At 66.3% G+C, this 16,706-nt stretch carries 14 protein-coding genes; 11 read left to right on the top strand and 3 right to left on the bottom strand.

From position 1 onward, the window contains the following. Positions 1-87: 87 nt before the first annotated feature. The 4 genes from kduI to ACP69V_RS05635 all read left to right on the top strand — a co-directional run bounded on the left by kduI (position 88) and on the right by ACP69V_RS05635 (position 4,847). Complete coding sequence (gene kduI, locus ACP69V_RS05650) at positions 88-933, top strand: 5-dehydro-4-deoxy-D-glucuronate isomerase (protein ID WP_426024038.1); 846 nt, start codon at positions 88-90, stop codon at positions 931-933. Positions 934-955: 22 nt separating this feature from the next. Further along, positions 956-1,714: a 2-dehydro-3-deoxy-D-gluconate 5-dehydrogenase KduD gene (kduD, locus tag ACP69V_RS05645; RefSeq protein WP_159850826.1), complete on the top strand. Its 759-nt coding sequence runs from the start codon at positions 956-958 to the stop codon at positions 1,712-1,714. A gap of 195 nt (positions 1,715-1,909) precedes the next feature. Continuing rightward, a complete protein-coding gene (locus ACP69V_RS05640) occupies positions 1,910-2,953 on the top strand; it encodes a PfkB family carbohydrate kinase (protein WP_426023012.1) in 1,044 nt (347 codons plus the stop codon). 250 nt (positions 2,954-3,203) lie between these two features. Then, positions 3,204-4,847 (top strand): pectate lyase, encoded by a 1,644-nt coding sequence (locus tag ACP69V_RS05635; protein WP_426023011.1) that lies wholly within the window; start codon positions 3,204-3,206, stop codon positions 4,845-4,847. A 134-nt stretch (positions 4,848-4,981) separates the two neighbouring features. Here the strand turns inward: ACP69V_RS05635 and lldD are convergent, their stop codons facing one another. The 3 genes from lldD to ACP69V_RS05620 are packed head-to-tail and all read right to left on the bottom strand — an operon-like array spanning position 4,982 to position 7,717. Next, positions 4,982-6,115, bottom strand: coding sequence for an FMN-dependent L-lactate dehydrogenase LldD (gene lldD / locus ACP69V_RS05630; protein ID WP_426023010.1), 1,134 nt, complete (start codon positions 6,113-6,115; stop codon positions 4,982-4,984). Positions 6,116-6,124: 9 nt separating this feature from the next. Then, the gene (locus ACP69V_RS05625; RefSeq protein ID WP_426023009.1) at positions 6,125-6,886 is read right to left on the bottom strand and encodes an SDR family NAD(P)-dependent oxidoreductase; all 762 of its coding nucleotides are present in this window, start codon (positions 6,884-6,886) and stop codon (positions 6,125-6,127) included. A 24-nt stretch (positions 6,887-6,910) separates the two neighbouring features. Further along, positions 6,911-7,717 carry an IclR family transcriptional regulator gene (locus tag ACP69V_RS05620; RefSeq protein WP_426023008.1) on the bottom strand — a complete coding sequence of 269 codons (807 nt, stop codon included), beginning with the start codon at positions 7,715-7,717 and terminating at the stop codon, positions 6,911-6,913. Between the two features lie 140 nt (positions 7,718-7,857). Between ACP69V_RS05620 and rhmD the strand changes: the two genes are divergently transcribed. From rhmD to ACP69V_RS05585, 7 genes are all read left to right on the top strand, one after another. Continuing rightward, positions 7,858-9,051: an L-rhamnonate dehydratase gene (gene rhmD / locus ACP69V_RS05615; protein ID WP_426023007.1), complete on the top strand. Its 1,194-nt coding sequence runs from the start codon at positions 7,858-7,860 to the stop codon at positions 9,049-9,051. Between the two features lie 27 nt (positions 9,052-9,078). Next, positions 9,079-9,942, top strand: coding sequence for a fumarylacetoacetate hydrolase family protein (locus tag ACP69V_RS05610; RefSeq protein WP_426023006.1), 864 nt, complete (start codon positions 9,079-9,081; stop codon positions 9,940-9,942). Next, entirely contained in the window at positions 9,939-10,688 is a 750-nt protein-coding gene (locus ACP69V_RS05605) for an SDR family NAD(P)-dependent oxidoreductase (protein ID WP_426023005.1), read from the top strand. Before ACP69V_RS05610 ends, ACP69V_RS05605 begins: the two co-directional genes overlap by 4 nt. Positions 10,689-10,698: 10 nt before the next feature. After that, positions 10,699-11,601: an amidohydrolase family protein gene (locus ACP69V_RS05600; RefSeq protein WP_426023004.1), complete on the top strand. Its 903-nt coding sequence runs from the start codon at positions 10,699-10,701 to the stop codon at positions 11,599-11,601. A gap of 63 nt (positions 11,602-11,664) precedes the next feature. After that, positions 11,665-12,930: a sugar MFS transporter gene (locus tag ACP69V_RS05595; protein ID WP_426023003.1), complete on the top strand. Its 1,266-nt coding sequence runs from the start codon at positions 11,665-11,667 to the stop codon at positions 12,928-12,930. Next, positions 12,930-15,212, top strand: coding sequence for a hypothetical protein (locus tag ACP69V_RS05590; RefSeq protein WP_426023002.1), 2,283 nt, complete (start codon positions 12,930-12,932; stop codon positions 15,210-15,212). Before ACP69V_RS05595 ends, ACP69V_RS05590 begins: the two co-directional genes overlap by 1 nt. A gap of 29 nt (positions 15,213-15,241) precedes the next feature. Beyond that, positions 15,242-16,702: an oligogalacturonate lyase family protein gene (locus ACP69V_RS05585; RefSeq protein ID WP_426023001.1), complete on the top strand. Its 1,461-nt coding sequence runs from the start codon at positions 15,242-15,244 to the stop codon at positions 16,700-16,702. Positions 16,703-16,706 lie beyond the last annotated feature (4 nt).

The raw sequence follows: 16,706 nt of genomic DNA, 5'->3' as shown, positions 1-16,706 counted from the left end.
GTTACCTAGTCCACAGAAGGACGGACGCAAGATCCGTCACCGTGGCTCGCGCTGCGAGCTCCCAGGGAGACCCGCATGTACGACCCCATGTACGACAAGGTGTATCAGGCCACCCATCCGGACATGATGGACGGCGCTTCGAACCAGCAGCTGCGGGATCGCTATCTGATCGAGGGCCTGTTCGTTCCCGGCAAGATCAGCCTGAACTATTCCCACCACGAGCGCATGATCATCGGCGGCGCGACCCCGGCCGGGACCGCCCTGACCCTGCCCACCCATTCGGAGCCGCCGTCGCTGGCCGGCGCGCCGTTCTTGCAGGCCCGCGAACTGGGCGTGGTCAATATCGGCGGCGCCGGTTCGATCACCGTCGACGGCGAAACGATCGAACTGGGCTTCCGCGACGGCCTGTATGTGCCGATGGGGTCCAGCGACGTCAGCTTCGCCTCGAACGACGCCGCCCAGCCCGCCAAATTTTATCTGGTCGCCACCCCGGCCCACGCCCGCTACGACCTGACCAAGATCTCGATCGACGAAGCCGTGCCGCTGGAAATGGGCGCGCTGGAAACCTCGAACGAGCGCACGATCTACCAGTACATCGTGCCTGCCAAGGTCAAGTCCTGCCAGCTGCTGCTGGGCGTGACGGTGCTCAAGCCCGGCTCGGTGTGGAACACCATGCCGCCGCACATTCACGACCGCCGCTCCGAGGCCTACCTCTATTTCGGCCTCGGCGAGGACGACCGGGTCTTCCACTTCATGGGCGAGCCGGACAAGTCGCGACACATCGTCATCGCCGACGGCGAGGCCGTCATCTGCCCGCCGTGGTCGATCCACACGGGCGCTGGCACGTCGAACTACACCTTCATCTGGGGCATGGGCGGCGAAAATCTCGACTACACCGACATGTACAAGCTCGACATCTGCCAGTTGAAGTAATCAGGACAAGAGGAAGAAAAACATGAGCAATCCGTTCGACCTGACCGGCAAGGTCGCCCTGGTCACCGGCGGCAACGTGGGTCTGGGCCAAGGCATCGCCCTGGCCCTGGCCGAGGCCGGCGCCGACATCGTCTCTGTCGCCCTGTCCGATTCCGACGATACGGTCGCCAAGGTCCAGGCCCTGGGCCGTCGCGCCCACGCCATCAGCGCCGACCTGACCTCCATCGAGCCGGTCGAGCGCGTGGTTCAGGAAGCCTTGGCCGCCATGGGCCGGATCGACATCCTGGTGAACAACGCCGGCCTGATCCGTCGCGCCGACGCGGTGGACTTCACCGAGGCCGACTGGGATCTGGTGATGAACATCAACCTGAAGACGGTCTTCTTCATGAGCCAGGCGGTCGCCCGCCTGTTCATCAAACAGGGCGACGGCGGCAAGATCATCAACATCGCCTCCATGCTGTCCTTCCAGGGCGGCATTCGCGTGCCCTCCTACACGGCGTCCAAGTCGGGCGTCGCCGGTCTGACCAAGCTGATGGCCAACGAGTGGGCCCCGCACCGCATCACCGCCAACGCCATCGCCCCCGGCTATTTCGCCACGGCCAACACCCAGGCCCTGCGCGAAGATCCGGTCCGTTCGGCCGAAATCCTGGGCCGTATCCCGGCCGGGCGCTGGGGCGAGCCTTCGGACCTGGGCGGCGCGGCCGTCTTCCTGGCCAGCCGGGCCTCGGACTATGTCCAGGGCGCCATCCTGCCGGTCGACGGCGGCTGGCAGGCGCGCTAACGCCCATACCCTCCGTCATCCTCGGGCCTGTCCCGAGGATCCAGACTCCCGGTCTCAAGGCCGGCACACTCTGCGGACGCACCGGGGGTCTGGATCCTCGCCACAAGGGCGAGGATGACGGCGAAATATTGAAGGCGTTCGCCATCGCATCGCTTTCAGGCACAGTGCCGTTCCGATTCCGCTGCGGTTAGTCTCATGTCCCAGAACGCCTCATCCAGACGCATCCTCTGCTTCGGCGAAATGCTGCTGCGGTTTTCGCCCAATCAGAACGAATTGCTGATGCAGTCCCCTGCCCTGACGATCCGTCCGGCGGGGGCCGAGGCGAACGTCGCCGTGTCCCTGGCCCGCTTCGGCGCGCCGACAGGCATGGCGACGGTCCTGGCCGACAATGCGCTTGGCCGGGGCGTGCGCGATGAGGTGCGCAAGCACGGCGTCGACACCTCACAGGTCGTGTTCAAGCCGGGCCGGATGGGCCTGTACTTTCTAACGCCCGGCGCCGTGCGTCGTCCATCGGAAGTTCTGTACGACCGCGCCGGTTCGGCCTTCGTCGAACATGTCGATACCGCCTTCGACTGGGATCAGCTTCTGGACGGGGTCGAATGGCTGCACGCCTCGGGCGTGACGCCGGCGACGGGGCCGAACGGTTCGGCCGCCGCCGTGGCCATCATCGAGGCCGCCGTCCGCAAGGGCGTCAAGGTCAGCTATGACGGCAACTTCCGCGGCAAGCTGTGGGAACAGTGGGACGGCGATCCGCCCGCGACCTTGGGCAAGATGCTGGCCGGCGCCACAGTCGCCTTCGCCGACGACCGCGACTTCGCCCTGGTGCTGAAGACGAAGTTCAACAGCGCCGATCCCGCCGTTCGCCGCCGCGAGGCCGCCAAGGCCGCCTTCGCCGCCTTCCCCCGCCTGCAACGCATCGCCTGCACCCTGCGCGTCCAGGAAAGCGTCGCCGACCAAGCCCTATCGGCGGTCATGCTGACCCGCGACGGCGAGGGCGTGATCGAAACCAGCGCCGAGGCCATTCACATGGCGGGCGTCGTGGACCGGGTCGGCGGCGGCGACGCCTTCGCCTCGGGCGTTCTGTTCGGCCTGTGGAGCGGATGGTCGGATCAGGAATCGCTGGACTTCGGTCTGGCGGCGGCGGGCTTGAAACATTCCGTGCCCGGCGACTTCAACCTGTTCACGGCCGACGAGGTGCGCGCGGCCATGGGCGACGGCGGCTTCGATATCCGCCGCTGAATATCGTCTCCTCCCCACATCGTGGGGAGGGGGACCGCATAGCGGTGGAGGGGTTCTTCACCGCATCACAGGCGCCTCCGATGCGGTGAAGAACCCTCCGTCACAGGGCGAAGACGCGCCGCGCCACCTCCCCATCGCTGCGCGACAGGGAGGAGACAGGAGGGCTAGGAAACCGGTGTCAGTCATGCTTGAGTGACGCTTCGAAACGGTCGCCAAGAACCGTCCGAGAGAGGTCACACCAGGAGTTCCCATGTCCGTAACGTCCATGAACCGCCGCGCTCTGCTGGCGGCCGGCGCCGCCGCCACCTTCCTCGCCGCCTCCGGCCCCGCCTTCGCCCAAGCGTCTCCCGAGCGCGCGGCCGTTCTGGACGCCATGAAGCGCGCAGCCCGGTTCATGAGCGAGGAGGCCGCCGTGGATGGCGGCTATGTCTGGCAATATCTGCCCGACTTCTCGCGCCGCTGGGGCGAACTGGAAGCCAGCCCGACCATGATCTGGGTCCAGCCGCCCGGCACGGCGACCGTGGGTCACCTGTTCCTCGACGCCTATCACGCCACCGGCGACGCCTTCTATTACGAGGCCGCAAAGAAGGCCGCCGACGCCCTGATCAAGGGCCAGCACCCGGCCGGCGGCTGGAACTATGTCATCGACACCGCCGGCGAGGAGTCGCTGAAACAATGGTACGCCACGGTCGGCGCCAATGCCTGGCGGCTGGAAGAATTCCAGCACTACTACGGCAACGCCACCTTCGACGATGCGGGCACTGCCGAGGCGTCGCAGCTGCTGCTGCGCGTCTATCTGGAGAAGAAGGACCGCAAATATCTGGCGCCCCTGAACAAGGCGATCAGCTTCGTGCTGGAGAGCCAGTACGAAAACGGCGGCTGGCCCCAGCGCTATCCGCTCGTCCAGAACGGCGGTCTGCATGGCCGCGCGGACTATACGCCCTACATCACCTTCAACGACGATGTGGCGGGCGAGAACCTGGAGTTCCTGATCTACGCCTGGCACGGCTTGGCGCGGGAGGGCCGGGGCGATGCGAAGATTCTGGACGCCATCAACCGCGGCATGGACATCTTCGTGAAGACCCAACAGCCGCAACCGCAACCGGCCTGGGGCCTACAGCACTTCCCCGACACGCTGATGCCGGCCGGGGCCCGGACCATCGAACCCCAGGCCTTCGTCACCCATGCGACGGGCACGAACATCAAGTCGATGCTGGGCTTCTATCGCCTGACCGGCGACCGCAAATATTTGGCGCGCCTGCCCGAGGCCATGGACTGGCTGGATCAGGTCGCGACCAAGCCCCCGCTGAACACGCCAGGGCGAACGCATCCGACCTTCGTCCTGGAGGGCGCCAATACGCCGGTCTATATCCACCGGCGCGGGTCCAACATCGCCAACGGCCAGTATTACGCCGACGACAATCCCACCAATCTGATCGTCCACTACGGCTCGTTCCGCAACGTGGACACCCCTGCCCTGCGCGCCGAATATGCGCGCCTGTCGGCCTTGCCGGTCGAAGAAGCGACGCAAGGCTCGCCGCTGAAGGCGCGCCCCGGCTCGCTGAACCTGCCGAAATATTTCACGCTTCAGGACGTGGACGTGTGGGACATGTCCAGCGAAGCCCGCCGTGCGACCCGCCCGCACGCCAACCGCGCCGCCGAGGTCATGGCCGGGCTGAATGCGCGCGGCTACTGGTCCACGCCCCTGACCACGACGTCCAACCCGTACAAGGGACCGTCCCCCACAGCGGTGACCGGCGGCGAGTATCAGATGACCCGCGTCGGCGACCTGTGGGACACCTCGCCCTATCAGACCGACTTCCCGGTCGAGGGGGTCTCGACCGCCGTCTTCATCCGCAATATGGGCGACCTGATCGAGGCGTTGGGGGCGTAAATGCCCTCCCTCCACGTTCGTCATCCTTGGGCTTGTCCCAAGGATCCAGACTCTCGGTCTCAGGACGGATACACCGGGAGTCTGGATCCTCGCCACGAGGGCGAGGATGACGGGTTGAGGAGGCGGCCGCTTGGCTAGAGCGCCAGCATATCCCGCGTGATGCCCTCGACCGACTTCGCCCCAGTCAACGTCATGGCCACCCGCATCTCCTTCTCGAACAGGTCGAGCAGGTTTTCGACCCCGGCCTCGCCCCCTGCCGCCAGGGCATAGACGAAGGCCCGGCCCAGCATCACAGCATCGGCGCCCAGGGCGATGGCGCGGACCACGTCCAGCCCGTTGCGAATGCCGGAATCGACCAGGATCTTCAGATCGCCCTTCACCGCCTCGGCGATGGCAGGCAGGGCGCGCGCCGACGACAGCACGCCGTCCAGCTGACGTCCGCCATGGTTCGACACCACGATGCCGTCGGCGCCGAAGCTGACCGCGTCACAGGCGTCCTGAGCGTCCAATATGCCCTTGATGATCATCTGCCCGTCCCAGAAGTCGCGGATCCACTGCAGGTCCTTCCACGATATCGACGGATCAAAGTTGTTGGCCAGCCAGCCGATATAGTCGGTCAAGCCCGTCGGCTTGCCCAGATAGGCCGACACATTGCCCAGGTCGTGCGGCCGGCCGTTCAGGCCCACGTCCCAGGCCCAGGCCGGATGGGTCATGGCCTGGACCATGCGTCGGATCTCTGCGTTGGGGCCGCTCATGCCCGAATGGGCGTCGCGGTAGCGGGCGCCGGGGGTCGGCATGTCGACGGTGAAGACCAGGGTCTTCACCCCCGCCGCCCTGGCCCGCTCCAGCGCGTTCCGCATGAAGCCCCGGTCGCGCAGCACATAGAGCTGGAACCACATGGGCCGGTCGATGGCGGGCGCCACCTCCTCGATCGGGCAGACCGAGACGGTGGACAGGGTGAAGGGCACGCCGCGCGAGGCCGCCGCCTTGGCCGCCTGGACCTCGCCACGCCGGGCGTACATGCCGGTCAGACCGACGGGGGCCAGGATGATCGGCAGACGCAGAGTCTCGTCGAACAGCCGGGTTTCCAGGCTGAGAGTGGTCATGTCCTGCAGCACGCGCTGGCGCAGGGCGATGGCCTGCCAGTCCTCGACGTTGCGGCGCAGGGTCTGTTCGGCGTAGGCGCCGCCGTCGATATAGTGGAACAGGAAGGGCGGCAGCTTGCGCCGCGCCGCCTCTCGGTAATCGCCCGGCGACGAGATGATCACGCGCCCGTCCTACTGGAAGTTGGCGAAGGCGCCGCCATCGACCAGCAGGGCCGCGCCGGACATATAGCCGGCCATGTCCGAGGCCAGGAAGGCGACGACCGAGGCGATGTCTTCGGGCCGGCCCAGACGCCCCAACGGAATGCGGCCTTCCATATATTCGCGCTTGGCCGAATCGGCGAGATCGTCCTTGTTGATGTCGGTGGCGATGGTGCCCGGCAGCACCGAGTTGCAGCGGATGCCGTGACGCCCCAGGGCGACGGCGCACGACTGCATCAGGCTGTGCACCCCCGCCTTGGTCGGGGTGTAGTGGGTCTGCATCTCGCCACCGACCAGGGCCGAGATCGAGCTGATGGCGACGATCGATCCACCCTCCCCCTGCTTGACCATCTGGTTGGCCGCCGCCTGGGTCATGAAATAGGCTCCGTGGAGATTGACCTCCATCGTGCGGCGCAGGGTCTCGACCGGCATGTCGAGGAAGGCGTGGAAGGGGCAGATGCCGGCGTTGGAGACGAAGACGTCCACGCGCCCGAACGCCTCGACCGCTGCATTCACGAAGGTCGTCGCGCTGTCCGGCAGGGCCACATCGGCGTCGACGACTATCGCCTTGCGACCCAGAGCCCCGATCTCGGCGACGACCTCGGCGGCTACGGCCTCGTCCTTGTAGGTGTTGATGGCGACATTAGCGCCCTGGCGTGCGGCCTCGATCGCCGTCGCCCGTCCGATACCCCGCGATGCGCCCGTGATCAGGACGACCTTGTTCTCAAGCAGCATGCGGGCTCCGGCGTTTCACTGTGTTCAGGGTTTCGGCAGCCAACCAAGGTCGGCGCTGATGGCGTTGGCGGCGTCCGTGACGGTCTTGGTCAGTTCCGTCATCCGGGCGTCGGACATATATTGGGCGGCCGAGGAGACGCTGAGCGCGGCGACGATATGGCCGTCCACCGAACGGATCGGGGCGGCGACGCAGCGGATCTGGTCCTCGTTCTCTTCCAGGTCAAAGGCGTAGCCCTTCTGGGCATAGCCGTGCATCCGCTCCAGCCAGACGGCCCGGGCCGACGAATCATAGGGCGCGCCCTCGGGCGCATAGAAGTCGATCCAGTCCGGCTCGGACTTGTCGAGAATCAGAGCCTTGCCCAGACCGGTCGATGCGATGGGATGCCGTTCGCCCAGGCGAGAGCCGATGTTGATGCGGCGACGACCGGCGACCTTATCCAGATACAGCGCGTGGCGGCCATCGAGGACGCCCAGGTGAACCGTGTCGTCGGTCTGGGCTGACAGCTGTTCCAGCCAGGGCCGGGCGACGCGCGGCAGATGCATCTGCTGGCTGGCGGCATGGCCCAGCTCCAGCAGTTTCGGCCCCAGGGAATAGCCCTCGCGCGGACGGAACGACAGCAGGCGACGATCGACCAAGGCCGAGGCCAGCCGGTGGGTCGTGCTGCGGGTCAGGTCCAGCTTCTCCGACAGCTCGGCCAGAGGCAGCGAGCCTTCCATCAGGGCGTCGATCACGTCCAGGCCGCGCAGCAGGGTTTGACTGCCGGACGCCTTGGCGCCGACCTCTTCTTCCCCATCGACCTGTGCGGTCTTGATTGACGCCACTCGTCCCATTTCGTAATCCTCATTCTCAGAATGTAGCAAAACACGCAAGCTTGTCCGGGAAACAGGATCGAGTTTGACGCGGCGCACGGAGGAAAGCCAGTGAAATCCCGCATGATGGGAGCAAATCACCAGATGCCGGTGATTTCTCAATGAGCCGCCTGCCGAAGATCAAACACGTCCGCGCCTTCGTCGTGAAGAACGACGGAACCGGCGGTGGGGCCGACTATCACGATCAGGGCGATGGCCATTGGATCGACGATCATATCGCCACGCCGATGGCCAAATATCCCGAGTATCGCCAGAGCCGTCACAGCTTCGGCATCAATGTGCTGGGCACCCTGGTGGTCGAGATCGAGGCCGAGAACGGCGTCGTCGGTTTCGCCGTGACGACCGGGGGCGAACCCGCCGCCTATATCGTCGAGAAACACCTGGCGCGCTTCCTGGAAGGCCGCGACCCGACCGAGGTCGAGAAGATCTGGGACCAGATGTATTTCTCGACCCAGTATTATGGCCGTAAGGGCTTGGTGGTGAACGCCATCTCCGGCGTCGACCTGGCGCTGTGGGATCTTCTTGGCCGCCTGCGCCAAGAGCCGGTCTTCGCCATGCTGGGCGGCGCCGTGCGCGACGAGCTGACCTTCTACGCCACCGGCGCCCGACCCGACAAAGCCAAGGAACTGGGCTTCATCGGCGGCAAGATGCCCCTGCACCACGGCCCGGCCGAGGGAGATGAGGGCCTGCACAAGAACCTGGCCGAGCTTGAGGCCATGCGGAACGCCTGCGGCGACGACTTCTGGCTGATGTTCGACTGCTGGATGGCGCTGGACCTCAACTACGCCACCCGGCTGGCGCATGAAGCGCACAAGCTCGGCCTCAAGTGGATCGAGGAGGCGCTCAGCCCGGACGACTACTGGGGCTACCAGGCGCTGAAGAAGGCCGCGCCCAAGGGCATGCTGGTCACCACCGGCGAGCACGAGGCCACCCGCTGGGGCTTCCGTATGCTGCTGGAGATGGAATGCTGCGACATCATCCAGCCGGACGTGGGCTGGTGCGGCGGCGTGACCGAACTGATCAAGATTTCCGCCATGGCCGACGCCAAAGGCGTGCTGATGATCCCGCACGGATCCAGCGTCTATTCCTACCACTTCGTCGTGACGCGCCATAACAGCCCGTTCGCGGAGTTCCTGATGATGGCTCCCGGCGCCGACCAGGTCGTGCCGATGTTCCATCCGCAACTGATCGGCGAGCCTGTTCCGGTGAACGGCAAGCTCAAGGTGCCGGATGCGCCCGGCTTCGGCGTCGAGTTGAACCGCGACATCGCCCTGCATCGCCCCTACGCGCGCTGATCCAATCCTCTCCTACGAGACGCACTGATGAAACTGCTTCGCTACGGCCCCAGGGGTCAGGAAAAACCCGGAACGCTCGATGCCGGGGGCCGCATCCGCGACCTGTCGGGCGTGGTCGCCGACATCACGCCCAACGAATTGCACGGCGACGGACTTGCGGCGCTGAAGGCGATCGATCCGACGACCCTGCCGCTGGTCGAGGGCGAGCAACGCTATGGCGTGCCGGTCAACGGCGCTCGCAAGTTCATCGCCATCGGCCTGAACTTCGCCGATCACGCCGCGGAGTCAAACCTGCCCGAGCCGTCCGAGCCGGTGGTCTTCATGAAGGCCATCTCTTGTCTGACGGGTCCGAACGACACCGTTGTCATTCCCCGTGGTTCCGAAAAGACCGACTGGGAAGTGGAGCTGGGCATCGTCATCGGAAAGCGCGCGTCCTACGTCGAACAGGCGGACGCTCTGGATCACGTCGCGGGCTATGTGCTGATCAATGACGTCTCCGAGCGCGCTTTCCAGACCGAGCGCGGCGGCACCTGGGACAAGGGCAAGGGTTGCGACACGTTCGGCCCCGTCGGCCCCTGGATCGTCACGACGGACGAGGTCGGCGACGTCCAGAACCTGGACATGTGGCTGGACCTGAACGGCAAGCGGATGCAGACCGGCAATACGAAGACGATGATCTTCGGCGTGGCCGAAATCGTGTCCTACGTCAGCCAGTTCATGACGCTGGAACCGGGCGACCTGATCACCACCGGCACCCCGCCCGGCGTCGGTCTGGGCCAGAAGCCCGAGCCCTTCTACCTAAAGGCCGGCGACGTGATGGAGTTGGGCATCGACAAGCTGGGCAGCCAGCGCCAGGCGGTCGTCGCCTGGTCCAGGGACGCCGTCGCATGAGCGCCTATCAGGGACGTTTCACCGGCCGCACCGCCGTCGTCACCGGCGGCGCCTCGGGCTTGGGCAAGGCCTCGGCCGCCCGCATCATCGCCGAGGGCGGCCAGGTCTCGCTGTGGGACCTGAACGCAGACGCCTTGGCGGCCGCAGCCGTGGAGGTCGGCGCGCAACATTTCTTGGCGCTGGACGTGTCGGACGCCGATGCGGTCGCCGCCGCCGCCTCTGAGGCGATCCAGACGCTGGGCAAAATCGACATCCTGATCGCCTCGGCCGGCATCACCGGCGCCACCGTGCAGGTGCACGAGTTCCCGATCGACAGCTGGAAGCGGGTCGTCGAAATCAATCTGAACGGCGTCTTCTACTGTTCGCGCGCCATCGTGCCCTTCATGCTCGAGAACGGCTATGGCCGGATCGTCAACGTCGCCTCGGTCGCGGGCAAGGAAGGCAATCCTAACGCCAGCGCCTATTCGGCGTCCAAGGCCGGCGTGATCGGCTTCACCAAATCGCTAGGCAAAGAACTGGCCGGCAAGGGCGTCATCGCCAATGCCCTGACCCCCGCCACCTTCGAAAGCCCGATCCTGGCCCAGATGCCGCAAAGCCAGGTCGACTACATGCGCTCCAAGATCCCCATGGGTCGTCTTGGCGAGGTCGACGAAAGCGCAGCCATGGTCTGTTTCATGGCCTCTGAGGAATGCAGCTTCACCACCGCCTCGACGTTCGACACGTCGGGCGGACGCACGACCTATTAGGCGCGCGCGGGTGGGGTCTGATCTTCGCATCGTCGACGGCCACGTCCACCTGTGGGACCTGTCGCGTGCGCGCTATGGCTGGCTTCAGGACGATCCCCTGCCGAACAATCCGGCGGGGGACATGTCGCCCATCGCGCACAGGAACTATCTGCTGAAGGACTACCTCGCCGACACGGCCGGCTGGCGTGTGGACAAGATCGTTCACGTCGAGGCCGGCCAGCCTATCGGCCGGCAACTGGACGAAACCGATTGGCTCCAGTCGCTGGCGGATGAATACGGCTATCCGCACGCCATCGTCGCCGGCGCTGACATGCTCGATCCCGATCTCGACGCCCTGCTGGAGGCCCATGCCGAGCGTCCAAACGTGCGCGGCGTGCGCCAGATCGTCTGCTGGCACGAGGATCCGCTGAAGACTTATACCGACCGCGACCTGTTGCACGATCCGCAGTGGGTCGAGGGGTTCGCCAAGCTGGGGCGTCACGGTCTGTCGTTCGACCTACAGCTCTATCCGTCGCAGATGGCGACCGCCGCCATCATCGCCGCGCGCCATCCCGACATTCCCATGATCGTCAACCACGCCGGCCTGCCGACCGACCGCGATACCATCGGCATGGAGCGCTGGCGTACGGGCCTGCGCCTGCTGGCTGCCCAGCCCCAGGTCTCGATCAAGATCTCCGGCCTTGGCATCACCGACCGCGCCTGGACGCCCGACAGCATCCGGCCTGTCGTTCTGAACTGCATCGACGCCTTCGGGACACAGCGCACCATATTCGCCTCCGACTTCCCCGTCGAAAGCGTCCACGGAAGCTTCGACGCCTTCTACTCCGCCTTCGACGCGATCACGGCCGACTTCTCGGCCGACGAGCGCGACCGCCTGTTCGCCGCCAACGCCGAGGCGATCTACCGCATCTGACACCCAGTCCGCCGAAGCCGCATCAAGACGGCTAGGCCCCGAGGAAATCCAGGAGAGTATCCCATGGTCATCGAGACCGACGCCGCCCACACCCCCGGAGGCCTGGCCAAACCCGCCGGTTCGCTGAAGGGCCCGCTGGCCTTCGCCATCGCCTGCTTCCTGATCTGGGGCCTGGCCTATGGTCTGCTGGACGTGCTGAACAAGCATTTCCAGGAAACGCTGAGCATCAGCCAGGCCGACAGCGCCTGGCTGCAGATCGCCTATTTCGGGGCCTATCTGCTGCTGTCGATTCCGGCGGGCATGTTGCTGCATGCGCGCGGCTACAAGTTCGGCATCGTGTCGGGCCTGACGGTCACCGCCATCGGCGCCCTCTTGTTCATCCCGGCGGCGGGCGCCGGCGCCTTCCTGCCCTTCGTCGGTTCCATGTTCGTGCTCGCCGCAGGCCTGTGCATCCTGGAGACCAGCGCCGACACCTACGTCAACGTCCTGGGCGATCCGGCCAAGGCCTCGCAGCGGCTGAACCTGGCCCAGTCGTTCAACGCCCTGGGCGTCTTCTTCGGCCCGCTGATCGGCGGCGCCGTCTTCTTCAGCCCGACCACGACCGAGGCCTTGGGCGGCGCGACCCGCTCGATCCAGATCGTATATGGCCTGATCGCCGTCGGCGTGGTCCTGTTCGCCGTCGCCGTCTGGCGCGCTCGCCTGCCCGAAACCGGCCTGTCGGACCATGGCGGCGCGGTCGAGGGCGACGCTCCTGCCCTGCCCCTGTCCAGACAGCCGCACTTCATCGCCGGCGTGATCACCCAGGCGCTCTACATCGGCGCCCAGGTGGGCATCGGCGCCTATTTCATCAATCTGGTGACCCATAACTGGCAGGGCCTGACCTCGCAGCAGGGCGCCTTCATGCTGTCGCTGGGCGCCATCGGTTACCTGGTCGGCCGGTTCGCGGCGACGGCCCTGCTGCTGAAGGTGAGGCCCCGCATCCTGCTGACCACCTACGGCGTCATCAATGTGGTCCTGACGCTGATCGTGGCGGCGGGGATCGACAAGGTGTCGCCCATCGCCCTGATCGCCGTCTTCTTCTTCATGTCCACCATGTTCGCCACCATCTTCGCCCTGGGCACGACCGGCCTGGGCGCCGGAACCAAGAAAGCCTCGTCCCTGATGGTCATGGCCATCGGCGGCGGCGTTCTGCTGCCCTGGCCCATGGGCAAGATCGCCGACCTGTACGGCGCCAATGTCGCCTTCCTGCTGCCCGCCGTCTGCTTCGCCGTCGTCGCCTGGTACGGATGGAAGGGCGCTGGCCTTGGACTGAAGAAGGATGCCGCCTGATGCGTCTTCGCACCGCCCTGCTCGCCTTCACCCTGCTGGCGGGTCCCACGGCCGCCTGCGCCCAGGCCGTTGCGCCCACGGCCGTCGTCGCGCCCGCCGCGCCGATCGACCGCCACGACTTGGTCACCCGCCATAACGTCAACCTGACGGCCATCGACCGTCATGCCCCCATCATGCTGGGCAATGGCGACCTGGGCTTCACCGCCGACATCACCGGGCTCCAGACCTTCCCGGAGCAGTATTCGGAACTGTCGCCCCTGCTGACCATGGCCCAGTGGGCCTGGCACAGCTTTCCCAATCCGAATGGCTATACCGAGCAGGACGGGCTGATCGACGTGCCCGTGCCGGGTCGGGGCGAACAGCCCTATGCCTGGATGAAATCATGGGACGTGGCGGAAACCCAGCCCGCCTACACCTGGCTGCGGGCCAATCCGCATCGGTTCTCGCTCAGCCGCATCGGCCTGACCTTCGCAGACGGCCAGGCGCTGGACTTCGCCAAGGTCGCCGACACGCGCCAGACGCTGGACCTGTGGTCCGGCGCCCTGACCAGCCGTTTCACCTATGACGGCCAGCCGGTCGAGGTCGTCACCCGCGTCCACCCGACGCTGGACATGGTCATGGTCGAGATCGCCTCGCCCCTGGTCGCGTCTCAGGGTCTGGGCGTCCAGGTCCGCTATCCCGGCGTGAACTCCGCCATCAATCCCGATCCGACGACGTTCGAGGCCTCTGGCGCGCAAAGCCTGAGCGTCGTCACCCACGACACGGGCGACGTCCGCATTCGCCGCACCCTGGACGACACCACCTACTATTCCGGCGTCACCGCTTCAGGTAAGATTGAGCAGAGCGGCGCCGACAGCTTCCGCGTGGCCGCCGCTGGTCGCGACCGGCTGACGGTCATGGTTCGGTTCGACCAACAGGCCCAGACGCCCGCCACGCCCGCCTACAGCGCCGGCGTCCAGGCGACGACCGCCCACTGGAACGGTTTCTGGACCCAGGGCGGCGCCGTCGATTTCACGGGGTCCACCGACCCGCGCGCCGCCGAGTTGGAACGTCGCGTTGTCCTGTCGCAATATCTGTCGGCCGTGAACGGCGCCGGCGAACTGCCGCCCCAGGAAGAGGGCCTGTTCTCCAACAGCTGGTACGGCAAGTTCCACCTGGAAATGCACCCCTGGCACGCCGGCTGGCAGGCCATGTGGGGCCATCCCGACATGCTGGAGCGCAGCCTGCCCTGGTATGTCGGCAATCTGGACAACGCCCGCGCCGAGGCCGCTCGTCACCATGTGAAGGGCGCCTGGTGGCCCAAGATGGTCGGGCCCGAAGGCCGCAACAGCCCCAGCCTGGTCTCGCCCTTCATCATGTGGCAGCAGCCGCACCCGATCCTTCTGGCCGAACTGGTCTGGCGCGCCGAAAAGAATACGGCCGTGCTGGATCGGTATGGCGAGGTGGTCGAGGCGACCGCCGACCTGTTGGCCTCCTGGCCCATCGAACACGACGGCCGGCTGAACCTCGGCACGCCGATGATCCCGGCGCAGGAGAACTACGATCCCCTGACCACGGTGAACCCGACCTTCGAGGTCGAGTATTTCCGCTGGGCGCTGGAAACCGCGCAAGCCTGGCGTGAACGCAAGGGCCAGGCCCGCCGCGCAGACTGGGATCAGGCCCTGGCGAAGATCGCACCGCCGCCGATGAAGGACGGCCTGTATCTGCCGATCGAGAACCTGCCGGACTTCTGGGAGACGGCCATGTCCGACGCCTGCCGCAAGCACGCGGCGGCGGCCCAGTGCAAGAACCGCGACCACCCCTCCTTCCTGATGGCCTATGGCTTCATCCTCGGCGCGCGGATCGATCCCGCCGCCATGCGCCGCACCTTTGAGGCGGTGGAGCAGACCTGGGACGTGCGCCAGACCTGGGGCTGGGACTTCCCGATGATGGCCATGACGGCGGCCCGCATCGGCGAGCCGGAAAAGGCCGTCGACTGGCTGTTCGCCGATCTGAAGAACAACCAGTGGGGCCCCACCGGCATGACGCCGCGCGTCCACCTGGACGAGCACGCCGACGAACTGGTGCCGGTGTCCGCCGGCGCGGGCGGGGTCGAGATGGCGGTCAATCCGGACGGCCCCGGATACCGGCGCGCGGCCGAGACCTACTTCCCGTCCAACGGCTCGCTGCTGATGGCCGTCGGCCTGATGGCGGCGGGCTGGGACGGCTCGACGGGTCACGCGCCCGGATTCCCCAAGGATGGCTGGACGCTGCGGGTCGAAGGCCTGACGCCCGCGCCCTGAAACCAGAAAAAACGAGAGAGGAACGCCCCATGACGACCTCAAGACGCACCGCCCTGAAGGCCCTGCTGGCGGCCCCCGCCGTCGGCGCCCTGGCGTCGACCGCCCACGCCCAGGCTCAGCAAGCCGCCGCCCCAATGACGCCGCCCGTGCCGGGCCAGACGCCCGTCTGGCCTGCGCCCAACACCGCCCCGCCGTCGACGCTCGAGACGCCGGTCGAGCGGCCGCGCTGGGACGGCCCGGTCCCTATGGAATGGGTCGATCCCAAGACCGGCCACCGCGTCCGCCGCATTTCGCCCGACGCCGGCGGCGGCAAGCCCTATTTCTACAAGAACATGTTCCTGCCGCCCAAGGCAGGCGCGCCCGACCTGATGATGATTTCGTCGCCGCAGGGCATTTCGACGGTGGACCTGAAGACCTGGGCCGTCAGCGTTCTGGTGCCCGACACCAACGCCGACCTGATGTTCACCGGCCGCAAGGGTCGCAACGTCTACTATTCGGTCACCGCACCCGGCGAGGGCCAGTTGATGGACCGCGCCAAGACCCTGTTCGTCATCGATGTCGACACCAAACAGACCCGCGAGATCGGCCGCATCCCGAACGGCCAGGTCAACTCGGTCAACTCTGACGAAACGATGCTGCTGGGCTTCGTCGCCTATGACAGCCAGCCGCTTCAGCCGACCGTCCCCGACCCGCGCAATCGCCGTTTCGACCAGGCGGAATACGAGGCCAACGGCCCGGACGGCCGACCGCTGAACTTCGCCCGCGCCAAGGGCGTTCGGATGCTGCAACGCTGGGCCGCGCGCTATCCGATGGAGATTTTCGTCATCGACCTGGCCACGGGTGAGCGGCGCGTGATCCACAAGACGAACGAATGGATCGGCCACACACAGTTCTCGCCCACCGACCCGCAGCAGATCATCTTCTGCCACGAGGGGCCGTGGCACCGCGTGGACCGGATGTGGGCCATCCGCGCCGACGGCACGGGCCTGAGGAAGACCCACCAGCGGACGATGAACTTCGAGATCTTCGGCCACGAATGGTTCAGCCCGGACGGCAAGCAGGTCCTCTATGACCTGCAGACCCCGCGCGGCCAGGTCTTCTGGGTCGCCTCGGTCGATCTGGAAACCGGCAGACGCGTCTATCGGCGGGTCGAACAGAACGACTGGTCCGTCCATTACAACGTCTCGCGGGACGGGACCCTGTTCGCCGGCGACGGCGGCGACGGCGACATGGTCGCCCATGCGCCCGATGGCAAATGGATCGTCCTGCTGCGTCCCGAACCGATCGTCGACGCCGATCCGTCCAGCGACAAGGACGACCAGATCTTCGTCGAATATCTGCGCTCGGAACGGCTGGTGGACCTGTCGAACCACGACTACCGGCTGGAGCCGAATCTGACCTTCACGCCGGACGCCAAATGGATCGTCTTCGTGTCGAACATGCACGGCGCCAACCACGTCTACGCCGTCGAAGTCGAGCGCCGCGCCTAGAAAC

This window comes from Brevundimonas sp. PWP3-1b1, from assembly GCF_049896065.1.
Taxonomy (GTDB): domain Bacteria; phylum Pseudomonadota; class Alphaproteobacteria; order Caulobacterales; family Caulobacteraceae; genus Brevundimonas; species Brevundimonas intermedia_B.
Note: the sequence above shows the minus strand (reverse complement) of the source record. Positions and strands in the feature narration are given on the sequence as shown.

Excerpts from the sequence above, each read along its gene's own strand:
- ACP69V_RS05640 (WP_426023012.1), top strand. The coding sequence starts at position 1,910 with ATGTCCCAGAACGCCTCATCCAGACGCATCCTCTGCTTCGGCGAAATG.
- ACP69V_RS05595 (WP_426023003.1), top strand. The coding sequence starts at position 11,665 with ATGGTCATCGAGACCGACGCCGCCCACACCCCCGGAGGCCTGGCCAAA.
- ACP69V_RS05590 (WP_426023002.1), top strand. The coding sequence starts at position 12,930 with ATGCGTCTTCGCACCGCCCTGCTCGCCTTCACCCTGCTGGCGGGTCCC.
- rhmD (WP_426023007.1), top strand. The coding sequence starts at position 7,858 with ATGAGCCGCCTGCCGAAGATCAAACACGTCCGCGCCTTCGTCGTGAAG.
- ACP69V_RS05620 (WP_426023008.1), bottom strand. The coding sequence starts at position 7,717 with ATGGGACGAGTGGCGTCAATCAAGACCGCACAGGTCGATGGGGAAGAA.
- kduI (WP_426024038.1), top strand. The coding sequence starts at position 88 with ATGTACGACAAGGTGTATCAGGCCACCCATCCGGACATGATGGACGGC.
- ACP69V_RS05585 (WP_426023001.1), top strand. The coding sequence starts at position 15,242 with ATGACGACCTCAAGACGCACCGCCCTGAAGGCCCTGCTGGCGGCCCCC.
- kduD (WP_159850826.1), top strand. The coding sequence starts at position 956 with ATGAGCAATCCGTTCGACCTGACCGGCAAGGTCGCCCTGGTCACCGGC.
- ACP69V_RS05635 (WP_426023011.1), top strand. The coding sequence starts at position 3,204 with ATGTCCGTAACGTCCATGAACCGCCGCGCTCTGCTGGCGGCCGGCGCC.
- ACP69V_RS05605 (WP_426023005.1), top strand. The coding sequence starts at position 9,939 with ATGAGCGCCTATCAGGGACGTTTCACCGGCCGCACCGCCGTCGTCACC.
- ACP69V_RS05625 (WP_426023009.1), bottom strand. The coding sequence starts at position 6,886 with ATGCTGCTTGAGAACAAGGTCGTCCTGATCACGGGCGCATCGCGGGGT.
- ACP69V_RS05610 (WP_426023006.1), top strand. The coding sequence starts at position 9,079 with ATGAAACTGCTTCGCTACGGCCCCAGGGGTCAGGAAAAACCCGGAACG.